Origin of the sequence: Phenylobacterium sp. (assembly GCF_013822795.1) — a bacterium.
Classification (GTDB): Bacteria; Pseudomonadota; Alphaproteobacteria; order Caulobacterales; family Caulobacteraceae; genus Phenylobacterium.
The window spans coordinates 88,633-105,518 of sequence record NZ_PNLB01000013.1 but is presented as its reverse complement, the minus strand read 5'-3'; the positions used below and the strand labels follow the sequence as shown (position 1 = coordinate 105,518).

Sequence of the window (16,886 nt, the reverse complement as noted above, 5' to 3'; positions counted from 1 at the left end):
GACTAGATGACGCCCATGACCGACAAGACCCCCGTCACCGTTCTCACCGGCTATCTCGGCGCCGGCAAGACCACGCTCTTGAACCGCATCCTCACTGAGGACCACGGCAAGAAGTACGCCGTCATCGTCAACGAGTTCGGCGAGGTGGGGATCGACAACGACCTCATCGTCGGCGCGGACGAAGAAGTGTTCGAAATGAACAACGGCTGCGTCTGCTGCACGGTGCGCGGCGACCTGATCCGCGTGCTCTCGGGCCTGATGAAGCGCAAGGGCAAGTTCGACGCCATCGTGGTCGAGACCACCGGCCTGGCCGATCCCGGTCCGGTCGCCCAGACCTTCTTCGTCGACGACGACGTGAAGGCCAAGACCCAGCTTGACAGCGTCACCACCGTGGTCGACGCCAAGCACCTGCCGCTGCGGCTGGCCGATTCCAAGGAAGCGGTCGAGCAGATCGCGTTCGCCGACCAGATCGTGTTGAACAAGACCGACCTGGTCACCGAAGACGAACTGCGCAGCGTCGAGGCGGCGATCCGCCGGCTCAACCCGCTGGCGCCGATCCACCGCACCCAACGCTCGCAAGTGCCGCTCGAGGCGATTCTCGGCCGCGGCAGCTTCGACCTGGCCCGCATCACCGAGGTGCAGCCGGAATTCCTAAATCCCGCCCACGGCGAGCCGGGCCACGTTCACGACGAGGACTGCGACCATGATCACGACCATCATCATCACCACGGCGATCATGACCACGGTCACCACGACCATCATGATCACGAAGACCATGCGGCGGCAGCGGGCATTCGCGGCATCTCGCTCACGCTCGACAAGCCGATCCACGGGCAACGGGTGACCAACTGGCTGAACCAGGTCCTCCAGGACCAGGGGCCGGACATCCTGCGCGCCAAGGGCATCCTTGATGTCCAGGGCGAGGATCGTCGCCTGGTGTTCCAGGCCGTGCACATGATCCTCGATGGCGACTTCCAGGGGCAGTGGAAGGACGGCGACAAGCGCTACAGCCGCCTGGTGTTCATCGGCCGCAATCTCGACGAGGCCAAGCTGCGCGAGGGCTTCGAGGCCTGCGCGGCGTAGGGGGCTAGTTGCTCCCCCTCTGGGGGAGCTGTCAGCCGTATGGCTGACTGAGGGGGACTTTGATGCTCTTAGTTGAGAGCAGTCCCCCTCCGTCTCGACGCTTCGCGTCGATCCACCTCCCCCAGCGGGGGAGGACCTGGAACAAAAGAAAAGGCCCGCCCGGGTTTCCCTGGGCGGGCCTTTCTGTTTCGTCCGAAGTGCTGCTTAGAGCTCTTCGTTGATCAGGGCGACTTGGAAGAAGCCGTTGCCCTGCAGGGTGTTCATCACCGCCATGAAGTCGCCGTAGCGAACGGTCCGGTCGGCGCGGATGTACACGCGCTCTTCGGTCGGTTCCGGCTTGTTCAGGATGCGGGTCAGGTCGGCCGGCAGCGTGTCCAGCGACGTCGGAACGTCGCCGATGAACAGCTTGCCGCCTTGCTGAACGTTGATCAGCGTCGGCTCTTCGACCTTCGCACCCGGGGGCGGCGGAACCGCCGGCGGCAGGTCGAGCTTGATCGACACCGTCGCAGCCGGGATCGACACCATGAAGATGATAAGGAGCACCAGCATCACGTCCACGAAGGGCGTGACGTTGATGTCGCTGTTTTGGCCGAGGTCGAACTTGCCGCCGCCTCCGCCTCCCAGCTTCGCACCCATATGAATTTCCTTCCCTAGGGCCCCTACACTGGGGCCGCCGCACAGTCAGCGACACCCTTCGCTAAACAAAATGCGCTTGTAAAGCCCGAACCTGCGAACTTGCGCCCATCAGACCGCCTGCTCTGCTCGGCGCCTGTTTGCCGAGCGTGAATCCGTGCGATTCCGCCTCTCGCCAAGACCAATGTTAGGCAGGTAAGACCGCGCCATGACTTTCCAGTTCGACGCCTATGTCACCGCCGCCCTTTTCGGAAAGGACGGAAAGGCCCTGTTCGCCCTCGGCGACGGCACCGTCCGATTCGAGTCGGGCGAGCAGATCGAAGCCCACGACGGGGCGATTCTCTGCGCCTGCCTGCATCCGAGCGGCGAGGGTCTGATCACCGGCGGCGACGACGGGCGCGTCGTCTGGTCGCGGGCTTCCGGCGCGACCGAGATCGCCAAGATCCCCGGCCGCTGGATCGACGCCGTCGACGCCTCGCCGGAATCCAAGCTGATCGCGTTCTCGGCCGGCAAGGACCTGCATATCCGCGACAGCGCCGACCCGGCGTTCACGCGCACGTTCACGCACGAGAAGTCGGTCGCGTCCGTGGTCTTCGACCCCAAGGGCCGGCGCGTCGCCGCGGCGACCTACGGCGGCGCTTGGCTCTGGTACGCCAAGATCGCCGAGCAGAAGCCCTATGTCCTGAAGTGGGCGGGCAGCCATGTCGGCCTGGCCTTCAGCCCCGACGGCAAGTTCCTGATGTCGGCCATGCAGGAGAACGCCCTGCACGGCTGGCGCGTCGCCGACGAGAAGAACCTGCGGATGGGCGGCTATCCGGTGAAGGTGAAGAGCATGTCCTTCGTCGCCAAGGGCCAACTGCTGATCACCTCCGGCGCCAACGGCCTGGTAGCCTGGCCCTTCGCGGGCGCCACAGGCCCGATGGGCAAGCAGGCGGCCGAGGTCGGCTTCGATGAGAGCGCCATGGTCGTGCGGGTCGACGGCATGCCGGGCGGCCAGTGGGTCTGCGCCGGCCTCGACGACGGCCGGGTCTGGGCCTGCGATCTCGCCGGCCAGAAGATCGTGCCGCTGAAGGCGGAAAAGGGCGCGGCGATCGCCGCCCTGGCCATGAGCAAGGATGGAACCCGCGTCGCCTGGGGCGACGAGGACGGCGCGGCCGGCGTGGCGAGCGTTTAGTCCGCGAAGCCTTTCAACTCGCCCCAGACCTCGAAGGGGTCGCGGGTGGAGCGGAAGCTGTTGATCGGCGCGGCCTCGTCGCGCCAGCCCAGCGCCATGCCCGAGAACAGCATGTGGTCGTCCGGCAGCCCCACCGCCTTGGCCACGGTCTGCGGATAGCGCGCCCAGTACTCCTGGGCGCAGGTGTCCAGGCCGCGCTCGGTCGCCAGCAGCATCACGGTCTGCATGTACATGCCGACGTCCGACCATTGCGGCGGGCCGACCTTGCGATCGAGACAGAAGAACAGCCCGACCGGGGCGCCGAAGAACTCGCCGTTGCGGGCGAACTGGCGCAGGCGCGCCGGCTTGTCCTCGCGCGGGATGCCGACCGAGGCGTAGAGTTCCTCGCCGTTCTTGAACCGGCGGGTGCGGAGGGGCTCCCAGAGATCGGGCGGATAGACGTCGTATTCCATCGGCTCGCCCATCGGGTTGGCGGCGACCTGCGCCTTCAGCTGGGCCAGCGGCTCGCCGGTCAGGGCGTAGACCCGCCAGGGCTGCAGGTTGCCGCCTGAGGGGGCGCGGGCGGCCGCTTCCAGAATCTCGCGCACCAGGGCGCCGGATGGGACGTCCGGCTTGAAGGCGCGAACGGACATGCGGGCGGCGACGGCGTCGGAAACGTTCAACAGATTGCGTCCTTGCGGCGGCTTGACCGGAAACGCCGGCCAAAGCATCGCTAACATCTGGCCGTGGGGTAAGGGCAAGGGTCTTGGCTAAGGCGTCGAAGGGGTTTTTCGGGCGGCTGATCGGCGGCCTGTTCTTGCTGGTGCTCATCTTCGGCCTGATCGGCCCGGTCATGGTCACGGCCATCTACCGGTTCGTGCCGCCGCCGGTGACCTGGCTGATGGTTCAGCGCGTGACCGAGGGCCGCGGCTTCGATCGTCGCTGGAAGCCACTGGACGAAATCTCGCCGCGGCTGGTGCGCGCGGTGATCGCCGCCGAGGACGCCAAGTTCTGCGAGCACAACGGCTTCGACTTCGACGCTATCGAGAAGGCCTATGAGGCCAACGCCAAGGGCAAGAAGCTGCGCGGCGGCTCGACGATCAGCCAGCAGACCGCCAAGAACGTCTTCCTTTGGCCGGGCCGCTCCTATGTCCGCAAAGGCCTGGAGGCCTACTTCACGGTGCTGATCGAGGTGATCTGGGGCAAGCCGCGGATCATGGAGGTCTACCTCAACTCCATCGAGTGGGGCCCTGGCGTCTATGGCGCCGAGGCCGCCGCCCAGAAGAACTTCGGGGTCAGCGCCGCCAAGCTGACTCCGGCCCAGGCCGCGCGGCTGGCGGCGATCCTGCCCAGCCCGCTGAAGTGGAAGGCGGCCAAACCAGGCCCCTATGTGAAGCGTCGCTCGGGCAAGATCGGCAAGGCGGCCGGGACCATCAATCGCGAGGGCATGGCCGCCTGCGTCCTGGGTTGAACCCAAGGCCGATAGGCCATCCTATGCCGTGGGGGCTGCAACCCTGACGGAGGCGGACGGCATGAAGGTCGGCGTTCCCAGCGAGATCAAGCCGAACGAGCATCGGGTGGGCCTGACCCCCACCGCCGTCCGCGAGTATGTCGAGCGCGGCCACGAGGTCGCGGTGCAGGCCGGGGCCGGGACCGGGGCTGGCTACTCGGACGACGCCTATGTCCGGGCCGGCGCGAGCATCGCCGCCGACGCCGAGACGATCTTCGCCGCCAGCAAGCTGATCGTGAAGGTCAAGGAGCCGCAGCCCGCCGAGTGGGCGCGGCTGAACCAGGACCACATTCTCTTCACCTATCTGCACCTGGCCCCGGACCCGGACCAGGCCGACGGGCTGCTGGCCTCGGGCTGCGCGGCGATCGCCTATGAGACGGTCACCGATGCGGCCGGCGGGCTGCCGCTGCTGGCGCCGATGTCGGAAGTGGCCGGGCGCATCGCGGTGTTCTCGGCCGGCGAGACCCTGCTCAAGCACAACGGCGGCATGGGGCTGTTGATCTCAGGCGTACCAGGCGTGCCGCCAGCGCGGGTCTGCGTGCTGGGCGGCGGGGTGGTCGGCGCCAACGCCGCCCGGATGGCTGCGGGCCTGGGGGCCGAGGTGGTGGTGGTCGAGCGCTCGATCCCGCGCATGCGCCAGCTGGACGACATGTTCCTCGGCCGCATCCTGACCCGCTACTCGACGCTCGATGCGGTCGAGGAGGAAGTGCTGAAGGCCGACGTGGTGATCGGCGCGGTGCTGACGCCGGGGGCCTCGGCGCCCAAACTGGTCCGCCGTGAGCACCTGAAGCAGATGAAGACCGGGTCGGTGCTGGTCGACGTCTCGATCGACCAGGGCGGCTGTTTCGAGACCTCGCGCCCGACCACCCACGCCGAGCCGACCTACGTGGTCGACGGGGTCGTGCACTACTGCGTGGCCAATATGCCGGGGGCCGCGCCGCGCACGTCTTCCGAGGCGCTGGTCCACGCGACCTTGCCGTTCGGCCTGGCGCTGGCCGATCGTGGGCTGCAGGCGCTGCGGGAGAACCCGCACCTGGCCAAGGGGCTGAACGTGCTGAAGGGGGTGGTGACCCACCCGGCCGTCGCCGAAGCCCTGGGCAAGGACTTCGTCGATCCGTTCGGCGTGTGGGCGAAGCGCTAGGCGGCGGCCCAGGCGCGCGGGTCGAGGGCGATCGGATCGTCGATCGCCATCTCGTCCCAGTCGAGGTCCGGCGGCGGGCTGGAGGCCGCGGCGATCACCGCCGACAGCTCGGCGGGCGAGGTCACGCCGACCAGCACAGTGGCGGCTTCGACGCGCGAAAGCGCAAAGCCCAGCGCGGCCTGCAGCGGGTCCGAGCGGCCCTCGGCGATCAGCCGGCGGGCGCGCGAGATGCGGCTGGCGGCGGCCTTCAGGTGGGTCGGGGCGCGGTCCGGCGGCAGGAACAGCAGGCCGTTCAGGAAGATCGAGCGCAGGTGCACCTCGATCCCCAATCCGGCGAGGGCGGCCAGGGTGCCGTCGATCAGCAGCCGCTGGTCGAGCAGCGAGGCCGGGGCCTGGACGATGTCGGGGCGGAAGCGGCGGGCGACGCCGAGCGGATCGTCGGAGGCGAACACCGAGACGCCGATCTTGCGGGTCAGGCCGGCGTCCTTCATCGCCCGCAGGCGATTCCACAGGGCCATGCCGTGCGGGCCGAACAGGTCGGCGGCGCAGGGCACCAGGATGGCGTCGGCCTGCTCCACGCCCAGCCGGCGCAGGGTGGCGCGGGCCTCGGCCTCGACATAGTCGGGGCCGCGGTCGGGGCGCACGGTCGAAATCGAGATCCGGAACGGCGTCGGGCGCGGCAGCACTTCGCCCAGCGCCGCTTCGGCGACGCCGGAATGGCCGTCCACGTCCAGCACCGGCAGCTGCGCGCGCGCGGCGATGTCCAGGATGTCCCGGGCTTCGGCCTTGGGCGCGCGGCCGCGCACCAGCGTGGTCTGGTCGAGACCGAACTGTGCGGAGCCGAGGCCGAGCTTGGAGAGCGGTGAGATCATGAAGCCGGTGACGCTGGATACGAAAGCGAGGAAGCGCCATCTTCACGGCAATGCCTAAAGAAGCGGTGTCTAGGACCTTTCCAGGGAGTTAAAGTCGAGCCATGCGAGAGCCGCTCCCTGAATGGCCGATGTTCGGCATGGCCGACGACGTCCGCCCCGCGCTGGCCCAAGCCCAGCAACGGAATCTGCCCATCGCCTTGGCGACGCTGGTTTCGGTTGAGGGCGGCGGGCCGCGTCCTCCTGGGACCCAGATGGTGTTCGCCGAGGGAATTGTCGCCGGTTACTTTTCCGGCGGCTGCGTGGAGAGCGACGTCGCCGATCACGCCTTCGCGTGCCTCGATGACGCAGCGCCCCGGCGCCTGGTTTACGGCGCGGGCAGCCCCTGGCCCGACATCCAGCTGCTGTGCGGCGCGCGGATCGAGATCTTCGTCGAGCGGGTGGATCCAGGCGACCCGGCGCTGACGGAGCTGTTGGCGGCCTACGACGCGCGCCGACCGGTGGTCTGGGTCAGCGACGGGGTTCGGCGCGCGTGCGGGCCAGCGCCCGGTCCCTGGGACGGCGCTATCGTCCAGGCCTATGACCCGGTTCCGCGGCTGGTGGTGTTCGGGGCCGACCCGACCGCGCTGGCCATCGCCCAGCTCGGGGTCCAGTCAGGCATGGAGACGACGCTGGTGCGGCCCAAGGGCCCGCAGGCGCCGCCGCCGATCGCCGGGATCGCCTATCGCCGCGACGAGCCGGCGCAGGCGCTGGCCACCATCGGGACCGACGCCTGGACGTCCATCGCCATCGCCACCCACAACCTCGAGATGGACCGCGAGGCGCTGGCTGCGGCTCTGCCGTCCGACGCCGGCTATGTCGGATTGCTGGGCGCGCGAAAGCGTTTGCCCGAGCGGCTGGAGCCGCTCCGCGCCGCCGGCTTCTCGGAGGCGCGGCTGCAGCAATTGCACGCGCCGATCGGGCTCGACATCGGCGGCAAGGCTCCCTGGGAGGTGGCGCTGTCGGTGATCGGCGAGATCACGGCCCTGCGCCACGCGCGCCTGGCCGAAGAGCCCCGCAAGGCGACGCCCAAGCGCGCGACGGCTTAGAAGGCGTCAATTGCTCCCCCTCTGGGGGAGCTGTCGGCCGCAAGGCCGACTGAGGGGGCTTTCTGAATCCGCAGTCCCCCTCCGTCACGCTGCGCGCGCCACCTCCCCCAGCGGGGGAGGAATTGGGTGTTAGGCCCGCGCCAGAGGCAGCACGTCGACCAAGTCGCCGGCGGCCAGGGCCGGAGCGTTGGCGGGGCGGCGCAGCAGGGCGTCGGCGGCGGCGAAGACGCTGACCAGCGAGGAGTCCTGGTCGCGGTAGGGCTCGGCGATCAGCGCGCCGTCCGCATAGCTGAGCTTGGCCCGCATCCAGTGCTCGCGCGATCCGTTGGCGGCCATCGGCACGGCGGTTTTGGCGCTCACGATCGGCAGGTTTTCGGCCCCGCCCTGCATCTTCATGATGATGGGCTTGAGGAACAGTTCGGCGCAGACGAAGGCTGAGGCCGGATTGCCGGGCAGGCCGAGCAGCTTGCGGCCGTCGCCCAGCACCCCAAAGAAGGTCGGCTTGCCGGGGCGGACATTGACGCTGGCGACCTTGAGCGACAGGCCCAGCGCCTGGGCCGCGGCGCGGACCAGATCGTGGTCGCCGACCGAGGCGCCGCCGACCGTGACGATCAGCTCGGCGTCGGCGTCGCGCAGGGCGCCGATCACGGCGTCCAGCTCGTCGCGCACCGGCTTGCATTTGAAGGCCGCGCCGCCCCAGCCCTCAACCATGGCGGCAAGGGCCGGCGCGCCGGAATCGTAGATCTGGTAGGGGCCCGGCGCGGCCGGCGCCTCGACGATCTCCTCGCCGGTGGACACGATCGCCACCCGCGGCCGGGCGTGGACGAGGACTTCGGCGCGCCCGGCGGAGGCCGCCAGGGACAACCGCCAGGGATCGATGCGGGTTCCGGCGCTCAGCAGCGCCTGGCCGGCTTTGAAGTCGCCGCCGGCGGGCCGCAGGTTAGCGCCCGGCGCGGAGGCGGGCACGGTGACGGCGTCGCCCTCGCGGGTGGCGTCCTCCTGGATGACGATGGTGTCGGCGCCGGCGGGCATGGCCGCGCCGGTGAAGATCCGCACCGCCTGGCCGGGCTTGAGCTCGCCCTCATAGCCGTGGCCGGCGGCGCTCTCCCCAACGATGGCCAGCGTCCCGGGGGCGTCGGCGCTGCGCAGCGCCCAGCCGTCCATGGCCGAGGCGTCGAACGGCGGCTGGTGGCGGACGGCGGTCACGTCCTCGGCCAGCACCCGGCCTATGGCGGTCTTGAGCGCGATGGTTTCGCCGGCCAGGGGCGAGACCTCGGCCAGCATCGCCGCGCGGGCGTCCTCGACGGGCATCAGTTTCATGCGCGGGCCCAGTCGCCGGACTTGCCGCCGCTCTTGGTCAGCAGCCGCACGCTTTCGATGGTCATGCCTTTGTCGGCCGCCTTCAGCATGTCGTAGATCGTCAGGCAGGCGACCGAGACGGCGGTCAGCGCCTCCATCTCGACGCCGGTCTGGCCCGAGGTCTTCACGCGGGCGGTGACCGCCAGGCCGCCGTCGGCCGGGGCGACGCGCACCTCGACCTTGCTCAGCGCCAGCGGATGGCACAGCGGGATCAGGTCGGCGGTCTTCTTGGCGGCCATGATCCCGGCGATCTCGGCGGTGGCGCGCACGTCGCCCTTCTTGGCGTCGCCCGACAGCGCCAGGGCCAGGGTGGCGGCGTCCATGCGCACGAAGCCCTCGGCGGTCGCCTCGCGGGACGTGACCGCCTTATCCGAGACGTCGACCATGTGGGCGCGGCCGGTCTCGTCGATGTGGGTGAGCTTACTCACCTACTTCTCGAGCAGGCGCGGCATGAGTTCGACCATGTTGCAGGGGCCATGGCGGCTGTCGAGCTGGGCCGCGATCACCTTATCCCAGCCGTCCTTCACCGCGCCGTTGGAGCCGGGCAGGCAGAACACGAACACGCCGTCGACGATGCCGGCGGTCGCGCGGCTCTGCAGGGTCGAGAGGCCGACCGACTGGTAGCTGACCAGATGGAAGATCACCGAGAAGCCGTCGATCTTCTTGTCGAACAGCGGCTCGACCGCCTCGGGCGTCACGTCGCGGCCGGTGATGCCGGTGCCGCCGGTGGTGATGATGGCGTCGATGCTGCCCGAGGCGACCCAGGCTTTGATCTGCTCGCGGATCTGGGCGACGTCGTCCTTGACGATGCCCTTGTCGGCCAGCTCGTGGCCGGCGGCCTTGATCCGCTCGGCCAGCACGTGGCCCGAGGTGTCGCTTTCCTCGTCGCGGGTGTCGGAGACGGTCAGCACCGCGATGCGGACCGGCTTGATCGCCTGGCTCTCGTCGATGCGGCCGCCGGGGGTGAAGGCGTTCATGGCTTGGTGCTCTCCCATCGGGCGATGTCGGCGTGGTCCTGGTCGCGCGGTTCGATCCAGCGCGAGCCGTCGGGGCCGGTCTCCTTCTTCCAGAAGGGGGCGCGGCTCTTCAAGTAGTCCATCAGGAAATCGCAGGCCTCGAAGGCCGCGCGGCGGTGCGTGGCGGCGGTGGCCACGAAGACGATCGGCTCGCCGGGCGCGATGGCGCCGACCCGGTGGACGATCTGGAAGTCGTCGAGCGCGAAGCGGGCCTTGGCCTCCTGCGCGATCTTGTCGATCGCGGCTTCCGTAAAGCCGGGATAGGCCTCGAGTTCCAGCGTCGTCGTGGCGCCGCGCTCGGCGCGGGCCAGGCCCGTGAAGGTGGCGATGGCGCCGGTCTCGTCGCGGCCCTGGCTGAAGGCGGTCAGCAGCGCGCCGGGCTCGAACGGCTGGTCGGTCAGGCTGATCATCCGCCGCTCATCGGCGGCAGGTAAGCGACCTCCGACCGCGCGGTCAGCGCCGCGTCGCCACGCACGATCTCCTGGTCGAGGGCGACCTGGACGCCGGGCCGGGCCAGAGCTTCGGCGAGGTCGGCGTCCTCGTCCGACAACAGCGCGGTGAGGGCGGCGATGGAGTCGGCGTCCAGCTCGCGCGAGCGCCAGCCGGCGACGTCGCTCAGGCGACCGAACAACAAAACCCTGGCCATGACCTCAGCCCCCGGTCGTCGACATGTGGCGCGCGACGGCCGGGGCGGCGGCGCGCTCGATGTGGAAGTCGTGGCCCTGCGGCTTGGCGTCGATCGCCAGGCGGATGGCGTCCACCAGTCCCGCGTCGTCGGCCCCGGCGCGGATCACCGCGCGCAGGTCGCTGGCGTCCTCGCGGCCGAGGCAGGTGTGGAGGGTGCCGGTGCAGGTCAGCCGCACGCGGTTGCAGCTCTCGCAGAAATTATGGCTGAGCGGGGTGATGAACCCTAGTCGCCCGCCGGTCTCCTCGACTCGGACATAGCGGGCCGGGCCGCCGGTGCGGTGGGCGATCTCGTTCAGCGTCCAGAAGCTCTCCAGCCCGCGGCGGACGTCCTTCAGCGACAGGAACTGGTCGGTGCGGTCGACCTCGATTTCGCCCAGCGGCATGGCCTCGATCAGGGTCATGTCGCAGCCGCGGGCATGGGCCCAGGCGATCAGGTCGGGCAGTTCGGCGGCGTTGTCGTCCTTCAGCGCCACGGCGTTGATCTTGACCGAGAGGCCGGCGGCCAGGGCCGCGTCGATGCCGGCCATGACCTTGGGCAGCTGGCCGCCGCGGGTCAGGACGCGGAACTTGGCCGGGTCCAGCGTATCCATCGAGACGTTGACCCGCCGCACGCCGAGGCGGGCGAGGTCGGCGGCGAATTCCTCCAGCCGCGTGCCGTTGGTGGTCAGGGTCAGCTCGTCCAGCGCGCCCGACTTCAGGTGCCGCGAGAGGTTCTCGAACAGGCCCATCACGCCCTTGCGGACCAGCGGCTCGCCGCCGGTGATGCGCAGCTTGCGCGTGCCCAGCGCCACGAAGGCCGAGGCGATGCGGTCCAGCTCCTCGAGCGTCAGCACCTCGGCCTTCGGCAGGAAGGTCATGTGCTCGGACATGCAGTAGACGCAGCGCAGGTCGCAGCGGTCGGTGACCGAGACACGCAGATAGCTCACCGTCCGACCGAATCCATCGATCAACGGTTGGACGCGGGCCTCTTGCGGCGATGCGGCGTCATAGGGCGTCATGCTGAGCATAAGATAGAGGGGAACACGGTTTGGCGACAGAGGCGCCCGAATTCGAGGCTGTGGTTTTGGCCGCCGGCGCGGGACGGCGGTTCGGCGGCGGCAAGCTGCTGGCGCCGTGGGCAGGCGGCGCCCTTTTGGACGGCGCCCTGGCGGCCGCCTTCGCCGCGCCCGTCCGCCGGGTGATCGTGGTCACCGGAACGGCAGCGGCGGAGGTCGAGGCGTTGGCTCGCGACCATGCCGCGCGTTCGGGCGCCTCCTCGCGTCTGCTGGTGGTTCATGCCGACGACCACGAGGAGGGGATGGGCGCGTCGCTGCGCCGGGCCGCCGCCGAGCTGCCCGCGAACTGTGCAGGTGCATTTGTCTTTCTCGGCGACATGCCGCGCGTGCCCCATGCGGTGCTTGGGAAGCTCGTCGCGGCGGTCCGCGCCGGTGCGCCGGCCGCCGCGCCGGTGTTCGAAGGCCAGCGCGGCCATCCGGCCCTGATCGGCTCAGGCCTGCTGCCGCAACTGCGCACGCTGTCCGGCGACGCCGGCGCGCGCGCGATCCTCAAAGGGCTCGGCCAGGCGCTGGCCCTGGTCGAGGCGCCCGACGACGGCGTGCTGTTCGACGTCGACGAGCGCAGCGACCTCGATCGCTAGGCTTTGACGAACGGCTGGCTCAGCGTCGGCTGGCCGGTGAGGGTCAGCAGGGCGTTGGCCACCGCCGGGCCGATCACCGGGGTGCCCGGTTCGCCGACCCCGCTCGGCGCATTGCCGGACGCCACGATGTAGGTCTCGACGGTCGGGGCCTCGGAGTTGCGCAGCACGCGATAGCTGTCGAAGTTGCCCTGCTCGACCACGCCGTCCTTCAGGGTTATCTGGCCGAACATCGCCGCCGACAGCCCGTAGCAGGTGCCGCCTTCCATCTGCGAGGCGATCTGGTCGGGCGAGATCGCGGTGCCGCAGTCGATGGCGGTGACCACGCGGCCGACCTTCGGGACGCCGCCGTCCAGCTTCACCTCGGCGATCTGTGCGACCACCGAGCCGAAGCTCTCGTGCACGGCCACGCCGCGGGTCCAGCCCGCCGGCGCCGGGGTCGTCCAGCCGGCCTTCTCGGCCGCCAGGTTCAGCACCGCCAGGTGACGGTTGGCCCCAGCCTTGGTGTAGAGCGCGCGGCGGTACTCGACCGGATCCTTGCCGGCCTTCTTGGCCAGCTGGTCGATGGTGTGCTCCATCACATAGGCGGTGTGGGTCGCGCCGACGGAGCGCCACCACAGCACCGGCACGCCCGAATCCGGCTGGATCAGCTGGGCGTCGACGATCGGCGTCGCCTTCAGATAGGGCGAGCCTAGCGTGCCTTCGACCGCGGTCTCGTCGAGCTTGGGCTGGCCCATCGGCGAGCCCTTCATCAGGGTCTGGGTGACCACCCGCTGGCGCCAGCTGGCGGGGTAGCCGTCCTTGTCCAGGGTGACGCGCACCGTGTGGTGGGCGATCGGCCGGAAGTAGCCGGCGGCCATGTCGTCCTCGCGGGTCCAGACCAGCTTCACCGGCCGGTCCTTGCCGACCTTCTTGGCGATCTCGACGCACTCAGCGACGTAGTCGGACTGGAAGTTGGCGCGGCGTCCGAACGAGCCGCCGGCGAACAGGGTCTCGATCTCCACCGCGCCGGGCAGCATGCCGACGATCTTGGCGGTGTTGAGCTGGTCGATGGTCGGGATCTGTGAGCCGAAGGTCAGCTTGGCCTTGCCGCCGCCGGCCTGGGCCACGCAGTTCATTGGCTCCATGGTCGCGTGGGCCAGGAACGGGAAGTCGTAGGCCGCCTCGAACGCCTCGCCCTTCACCGTGGCGATGTCGCCCTTGCTCTCAAAAGCCTGCCACTTCTCCTTGTCGGCCGGCTGGGCCTTGCCGGAGGCCAGCTCCTTGTAGCGGGCGAGGATGGCGTCCGAGGAGCGCTTCTCGGCCTCGTCCTCGTTCCAGGTGACCTTCAGCGCCTCGCGGCCCTGCTTGGCGGCCCAGGTGGTCTCGGCGACCACGGCCACGCCGCTGGGGATCTGATAGACCTCGACCACGCCGGGGACCTTCTTGGCCTCGGCGGCGTCGAACGAGGCGACCTTGGCCCCGAACTTCGGCGCGTGCGCGACCATGGCGATCAGCATGTTCGGCAGCTGGACGTCCTGGGTGAACTTGGCGGTGCCGTCCGACTTGGCCTGGGCGTCCTTGCGGCGCACGCGGTCGGTGCCGATCAGCGTGAAGGTCTTGGGGTCCTTCAGCGTCGGCGTGGCGGGCGGCGTCGCCTTGGCGGCGTCGGCGACCAGCTCGCCAAAGCCCGCGCTCTTGCCCGAGGCGTGGGTCAGGACGCCGTCCTTCACCGCAATCTCGCCGGCCGGCACGCTCCACTTGTTGGCGGCGGCCTCGACGAACATCGCCCGCGCCGAGGCGCCGGCCTTGCGCAGCTGGTCCCAGGAATTGGAGATCGCCGACGAGCCGCCGGTGCCCTGCACGCCCATGCCGGTGTTGGCGTAGACCTTGGCGATGGCGGGGGCCTGTTCGACGCGGACCTTGCTCCAGTCGGCGTCCAGCTCCTCGGCGACGATGGCGGCTAGCCCGGCGTGGTTGCCCTGGCCGAATTCGATGTGCTTGGAGACGACGGTGACCACGCCGTCCGGCGCGATCTTGATGAAGGGGCCGAAGGCGCCGAAGTCCTCCTTGGCGCCGATCGACAGCAGGTCGCCGGGCGAGCAGGCCCCGACCACCAGGGCGCCGCCGACCAGGCTGGCGCCGATCACCACGTCGCGGCGAGTTGCGCCGGCGATCGCCTTCTTGTTCACGGGAGCGTTCATCTGCGGTTCCCCCCTCAGGCCTTGGCCGGCGCGGCGGCCGGAGCGGCTGCGGGCGCGGGCATGGCGGCGGCGTCCTTGATCGCCGCGCGGACCCGCTGATAGGTCCCGCAGCGACAGATATTGCCGTCCATCGCCGCGTCGATGTCGGCGTCGGTGGGCTTGGCGTTGGCGCCCAGCAGGGCGGCCGCCGACATGATCTGGCCCGACTGGCAGTAGCCGCACTGCGGCACGTCATGCTTGACCCAGGCCTGCTGCAGCGGGTGCTGCCCGCCCAGGCCCTCGATGGTGGTGATCTTGCTGGCGGCGACCGCCTCGATCGGGGTCACGCAGGAGCGGACGGCCTGGCCGTCGACCATCACCGTGCAGGCGCCGCATTGGGCCACGCCGCAGCCGTACTTGGTGCCGGTGAGCTGGAGCTCATCGCGCAGCACCCAGAGCAGCGGGGTGTCGGGCGCCGCCTTGACGGCCAGGGGCTTGCCGTTGACGTCCAGAGTCATGGCCATGGGTATCCCTCCCGCATGTGAGCGTTCGCTCATCCTAACGACGTTCAGGCTCGCCGGTAAAGTGGCTGCGTTCGGCGCCGACCACGGCTAGGCTGTGCGCCTGACAGTCAGGGGACCTGAATGCGGAAGGTGATGTTGGCGATCGGGGCGGCGCTGGTCCTGGCCGGCTGCGCCAGCACGGCGCCGATGGACGCGACGAACGCGCCCCAGACCTATGCCTGCGCCGGCGGCCGTTCGTTCACCGCCGCCTACGACCTGGCCGGCGACAGGGCGATCGTCCGGGCTGGAGACCGCACCTACCGTCTGCCGCACGTACGCTCGGCCTCCGGCGCCAAGTACGCCGCCGGCGGGGTCGAGCTCTTCAGCAAGGGCGACGAGGCGATGCTGACCGGGACGCCCGGCGCGGCCTACCGCGACTGCAAGACCGGTTGATGGACGCCTTTCCCGCCTTCTTCCCGCTCAGCGGCCGCACGGTGGTGATCGCCGGCTCGGGCGAGCCGGCGCAGGCCAAGCTGCGGCTGCTGGAAGGCTCGCCGGCCCGTATCGTGCATCTGCAAGGCGACGCGGCGGCCGATCCCGCCGCCTATGCCGGCGCTGCGCTCGCCTTCGTGGCCAGCGCCGACGATGTCTTTGCGCAAGCCGCCGCCGCCGCCGCCCGCGCGGCCCACGTGCCGGTCAACGTCGTCGACCGCCCGCAGCTTTGCGACTTCACCACCCCGGCGGTGATCGACCGCGGCGAGGTGGTGGCCGCCATCGGCACCGGCGGCGCCTCGCCGATGCTGGCGACCATGCTGCGCGCCGACATCGAGCAGCGCGTGCCTGAGGGCGCCGGCCGGGTCGCGGCCCTGTTCCGCCAGCTGCAGGACGAGGTCCGCGCCGCGCTGCCGCAGCTGCACGAACGCCGGACGTTCTTGCGCGAGGCGCTGACCGGACCGGCCGCCGCCGCCGCCATGGCCGGCGACATGGACGGTGCGATGAGGCTGCTGCGCGAGGCGCTGGCCGGGGGCATCGCCGCCCAGGGCCGGATTCGGATCGTCACCGGCCGAGGCCCGGCCGACCTGTTGACCCTGCGCGCCGTGCGCGCGCTGGCCGCCGCCGACGTGATCGTCGCCGACCCGGACGCCGATCCGGCGATCCTGTCGCTGGCGCGCCGGGACGCCGAACGCCTGCAGCCGGACGCGGCGAGCGCTGAGCGGCTCGCCGCCTTGGCCGCGTCCGGCCAGAGCGTCGTGCGCGTGGCCACGGCGCCGATCGTGCTGACCGAACTCGAGCAGGCCGGCGTGGCGGTCGAGATCCTGCCGACGGCGGCGCCGTGAGCACCCTGACGGCCGAAGACTTCGCCGCGGTGATGTTGTCGCTGAAGGTGGCCGGCGCAGCGACGCTGGTCGCCCTGCCGATCGCGGTGCTGGTGGCGCTGGCCCAGGCGCGCGGCCGCTATGCTGCGCGGGTGGTGCTGGACGCGGCGGTGACCTTGCCGCTGGTGCTGCCGCCGGTCGCGACCGGCTATGTGCTGCTGCTGTTGTTCGGCCGGCGCGGCGCGTTCGGGCAGGCGTTGGAGAAGGTCGGGATCGTCTTCGCCTTCGACTGGACCGGCGCGGCGCTGGCCGCCGGGATCATGGCGTTCCCGCTGATGGTCCGCCCGATCCGGCTGGCCATCGAGGCGGTCGACCGCGAGGTGGACGAGGTCGCCCGCACGCTGGGGGCCGGGCGGTTGGTCCGCTTCTTCCGCATCACCCTGCCGCTGGCGCTGCCCGGCGTGGCGGCCGGCGCCATCCTCGGCTTCGCCAAAGCGCTGGGCGAGTTCGGGGCGACCATCACCTTCGTCGCCGCCATCCCGGGCGAGACCCTGACCCTGCCGGCGGCGATCTACGGCGCCACCCAATCGCCGGGCGACGAGGCGCGGGCCGCGGCCCTTTGCCTGGTCGCCGCGGTCATCGCCGTGGCCGCGGTGCTGGTCTCCGATGCGGTGGGCCGCTGGGCCGCGCGCGCCGCCCGCGGCGATCGGGAATAATTATCCGGGTAATATTG

The 16,886-nt window shown here is 70.3% G+C and carries 20 protein-coding genes; 9 read left to right on the top strand and 11 right to left on the bottom strand.

Annotated elements, in window-relative coordinates; genetic code table 11:
- Positions 1-15 precede the first annotated feature (15 nt).
- A complete protein-coding gene (locus C0481_RS13120; protein WP_293404401.1) occupies positions 16-1,083 on the top strand; it encodes a GTP-binding protein in 1,068 nt (355 codons plus the stop codon).
- 204 nt (positions 1,084-1,287) lie between these two features.
- On the opposite strand, the gene C0481_RS13115 is transcribed toward C0481_RS13120, so the two are convergent.
- Positions 1,288-1,719, bottom strand: a complete 432-nt coding sequence (locus C0481_RS13115; RefSeq protein WP_267232763.1) for a biopolymer transporter ExbD — start codon at positions 1,717-1,719, stop codon at positions 1,288-1,290.
- A 205-nt stretch (positions 1,720-1,924) separates the two neighbouring features.
- Between C0481_RS13115 and C0481_RS13110 the strand changes: the two genes are divergently transcribed.
- A complete protein-coding gene (locus C0481_RS13110) occupies positions 1,925-2,890 on the top strand; it encodes a WD40 repeat domain-containing protein (RefSeq protein ID WP_293404396.1) in 966 nt (321 codons plus the stop codon).
- On the opposite strand, the gene C0481_RS13105 is transcribed toward C0481_RS13110, so the two are convergent.
- Complete coding sequence (locus C0481_RS13105; protein WP_293404394.1) at positions 2,887-3,552, bottom strand: nitroreductase; 666 nt, start codon at positions 3,550-3,552, stop codon at positions 2,887-2,889. The two genes, C0481_RS13110 and C0481_RS13105, sit on opposite strands and share 4 nt — an antisense overlap.
- A gap of 83 nt (positions 3,553-3,635) precedes the next feature.
- Here C0481_RS13105 and mtgA point away from each other — a divergent pair, with 83 nt between their 5' ends.
- Together mtgA and ald are read left to right on the top strand one after the other, a co-directional pair.
- A complete protein-coding gene (gene mtgA / locus C0481_RS13100; RefSeq protein ID WP_293404392.1) occupies positions 3,636-4,340 on the top strand; it encodes a monofunctional biosynthetic peptidoglycan transglycosylase in 705 nt (234 codons plus the stop codon).
- Positions 4,341-4,401: 61 nt separating this feature from the next.
- The gene (gene ald, locus C0481_RS13095) at positions 4,402-5,520 is read left to right on the top strand and encodes an alanine dehydrogenase (RefSeq protein WP_293404390.1); all 1,119 of its coding nucleotides are present in this window, start codon (positions 4,402-4,404) and stop codon (positions 5,518-5,520) included.
- On the opposite strand, the gene C0481_RS13090 is transcribed toward ald, so the two are convergent.
- Positions 5,517-6,392, bottom strand: a complete 876-nt coding sequence (locus tag C0481_RS13090; RefSeq protein ID WP_293404388.1) for a bifunctional regulator KidO — start codon at positions 6,390-6,392, stop codon at positions 5,517-5,519. The two genes, ald and C0481_RS13090, sit on opposite strands and share 4 nt — an antisense overlap.
- 101 nt (positions 6,393-6,493) lie before the next feature.
- Between C0481_RS13090 and C0481_RS13085 the strand changes: the two genes are divergently transcribed.
- Positions 6,494-7,477, top strand: coding sequence for an XdhC family protein (locus tag C0481_RS13085; protein ID WP_293404386.1), 984 nt, complete (start codon positions 6,494-6,496; stop codon positions 7,475-7,477).
- 129 nt (positions 7,478-7,606) lie between these two features.
- Here the strand turns inward: C0481_RS13085 and glp are convergent, their stop codons facing one another.
- Genes glp through moaA form a run of 6 tightly spaced genes read right to left on the bottom strand, consistent with a single transcriptional unit; the run spans position 7,607 to position 11,546 of the window.
- Positions 7,607-8,797 carry a gephyrin-like molybdotransferase Glp gene (glp, locus tag C0481_RS13080; protein ID WP_293404384.1) on the bottom strand — a complete coding sequence of 397 codons (1,191 nt, stop codon included), beginning with the start codon at positions 8,795-8,797 and terminating at the stop codon, positions 7,607-7,609.
- The gene (gene moaC, locus C0481_RS13075; RefSeq protein ID WP_293404382.1) at positions 8,794-9,264 is read right to left on the bottom strand and encodes a cyclic pyranopterin monophosphate synthase MoaC; all 471 of its coding nucleotides are present in this window, start codon (positions 9,262-9,264) and stop codon (positions 8,794-8,796) included. The genes glp and moaC overlap by 4 nt, the downstream gene beginning before the upstream one ends.
- Positions 9,265-9,813, bottom strand: a complete 549-nt coding sequence (gene moaB / locus C0481_RS13070) for a molybdenum cofactor biosynthesis protein B (protein ID WP_293404380.1) — start codon at positions 9,811-9,813, stop codon at positions 9,265-9,267.
- Positions 9,810-10,262, bottom strand: a complete 453-nt coding sequence (locus C0481_RS13065; protein WP_293404378.1) for a molybdenum cofactor biosynthesis protein MoaE — start codon at positions 10,260-10,262, stop codon at positions 9,810-9,812. Before C0481_RS13065 ends, moaB begins: the two co-directional genes overlap by 4 nt.
- Positions 10,259-10,498, bottom strand: a complete 240-nt coding sequence (locus C0481_RS13060) for a MoaD/ThiS family protein (RefSeq protein ID WP_293404376.1) — start codon at positions 10,496-10,498, stop codon at positions 10,259-10,261. Before C0481_RS13060 ends, C0481_RS13065 begins: the two co-directional genes overlap by 4 nt.
- A 4-nt stretch (positions 10,499-10,502) precedes the next feature.
- A complete protein-coding gene (gene moaA, locus C0481_RS13055) occupies positions 10,503-11,546 on the bottom strand; it encodes a GTP 3',8-cyclase MoaA (RefSeq protein ID WP_293404374.1) in 1,044 nt (347 codons plus the stop codon).
- Positions 11,547-11,566: 20 nt separating this feature from the next.
- Here moaA and C0481_RS13050 point away from each other — a divergent pair, with 20 nt between their 5' ends.
- On the top strand, positions 11,567-12,175 hold the full coding sequence (locus C0481_RS13050; protein ID WP_293404372.1) for an NTP transferase domain-containing protein: 609 nt from the start codon (positions 11,567-11,569) through the stop codon (positions 12,173-12,175).
- Here the strand turns inward: C0481_RS13050 and C0481_RS13045 are convergent.
- Both C0481_RS13045 and C0481_RS13040 read right to left on the bottom strand, forming a co-directional pair.
- Entirely contained in the window at positions 12,172-14,355 is a 2,184-nt protein-coding gene (locus C0481_RS13045; protein ID WP_293404370.1) for a xanthine dehydrogenase family protein molybdopterin-binding subunit, read from the bottom strand. The two genes, C0481_RS13050 and C0481_RS13045, sit on opposite strands and share 4 nt — an antisense overlap.
- 14 nt (positions 14,356-14,369) lie before the next feature.
- A complete protein-coding gene (locus C0481_RS13040) occupies positions 14,370-14,858 on the bottom strand; it encodes a (2Fe-2S)-binding protein (RefSeq protein WP_293404368.1) in 489 nt (162 codons plus the stop codon).
- 120 nt (positions 14,859-14,978) lie between these two features.
- Here C0481_RS13040 and C0481_RS13035 point away from each other — a divergent pair, with 120 nt between their 5' ends.
- Genes C0481_RS13035 through modB form a run of 3 tightly spaced genes read left to right on the top strand, consistent with a single transcriptional unit; the run spans position 14,979 to position 16,869 of the window.
- Entirely contained in the window at positions 14,979-15,290 is a 312-nt protein-coding gene (locus tag C0481_RS13035; protein ID WP_293404366.1) for an MliC family protein, read from the top strand.
- A complete protein-coding gene (locus C0481_RS13030) occupies positions 15,290-16,174 on the top strand; it encodes an NAD(P)-dependent oxidoreductase (RefSeq protein ID WP_293404364.1) in 885 nt (294 codons plus the stop codon). The genes C0481_RS13035 and C0481_RS13030 overlap by 1 nt, the downstream gene beginning before the upstream one ends.
- On the top strand, positions 16,171-16,869 hold the full coding sequence (gene modB / locus C0481_RS13025; RefSeq protein WP_293404362.1) for a molybdate ABC transporter permease subunit: 699 nt from the start codon (positions 16,171-16,173) through the stop codon (positions 16,867-16,869). The genes C0481_RS13030 and modB overlap by 4 nt, the downstream gene beginning before the upstream one ends.
- Positions 16,870-16,886: the final 17 nt, after the last annotated feature.

What these genes read in the sequence shown, in the direction of transcription:
- C0481_RS13085 (WP_293404386.1), top strand. Translation starts at nt 6,494, where the DNA reads ATGCGAGAGCCGCTCCCTGAATGGCCGATGTTCGGCATGGCCGACGAC.
- moaA (WP_293404374.1), bottom strand. Translation starts at nt 11,546, where the DNA reads ATGCTCAGCATGACGCCCTATGACGCCGCATCGCCGCAAGAGGCCCGC.
- C0481_RS13060 (WP_293404376.1), bottom strand. Translation starts at nt 10,498, where the DNA reads ATGGCCAGGGTTTTGTTGTTCGGTCGCCTGAGCGACGTCGCCGGCTGG.
- C0481_RS13045 (WP_293404370.1), bottom strand. Translation starts at nt 14,355, where the DNA reads ATGAACGCTCCCGTGAACAAGAAGGCGATCGCCGGCGCAACTCGCCGC.
- C0481_RS13090 (WP_293404388.1), bottom strand. Translation starts at nt 6,392, where the DNA reads ATGATCTCACCGCTCTCCAAGCTCGGCCTCGGCTCCGCACAGTTCGGT.
- C0481_RS13065 (WP_293404378.1), bottom strand. Translation starts at nt 10,262, where the DNA reads ATGATCAGCCTGACCGACCAGCCGTTCGAGCCCGGCGCGCTGCTGACC.
- C0481_RS13040 (WP_293404368.1), bottom strand. Translation starts at nt 14,858, where the DNA reads ATGGCCATGACTCTGGACGTCAACGGCAAGCCCCTGGCCGTCAAGGCG.
- ald (WP_293404390.1), top strand. Translation starts at nt 4,402, where the DNA reads ATGAAGGTCGGCGTTCCCAGCGAGATCAAGCCGAACGAGCATCGGGTG.
- moaB (WP_293404380.1), bottom strand. Translation starts at nt 9,813, where the DNA reads ATGAACGCCTTCACCCCCGGCGGCCGCATCGACGAGAGCCAGGCGATC.
- C0481_RS13120 (WP_293404401.1), top strand. Translation starts at nt 16, where the DNA reads ATGACCGACAAGACCCCCGTCACCGTTCTCACCGGCTATCTCGGCGCC.
- glp (WP_293404384.1), bottom strand. Translation starts at nt 8,797, where the DNA reads ATGAAACTGATGCCCGTCGAGGACGCCCGCGCGGCGATGCTGGCCGAG.
- C0481_RS13035 (WP_293404366.1), top strand. Translation starts at nt 14,979, where the DNA reads ATGCGGAAGGTGATGTTGGCGATCGGGGCGGCGCTGGTCCTGGCCGGC.
- C0481_RS13110 (WP_293404396.1), top strand. Translation starts at nt 1,925, where the DNA reads ATGACTTTCCAGTTCGACGCCTATGTCACCGCCGCCCTTTTCGGAAAG.
- C0481_RS13030 (WP_293404364.1), top strand. Translation starts at nt 15,290, where the DNA reads ATGGACGCCTTTCCCGCCTTCTTCCCGCTCAGCGGCCGCACGGTGGTG.
- C0481_RS13115 (WP_267232763.1), bottom strand. Translation starts at nt 1,719, where the DNA reads ATGGGTGCGAAGCTGGGAGGCGGAGGCGGCGGCAAGTTCGACCTCGGC.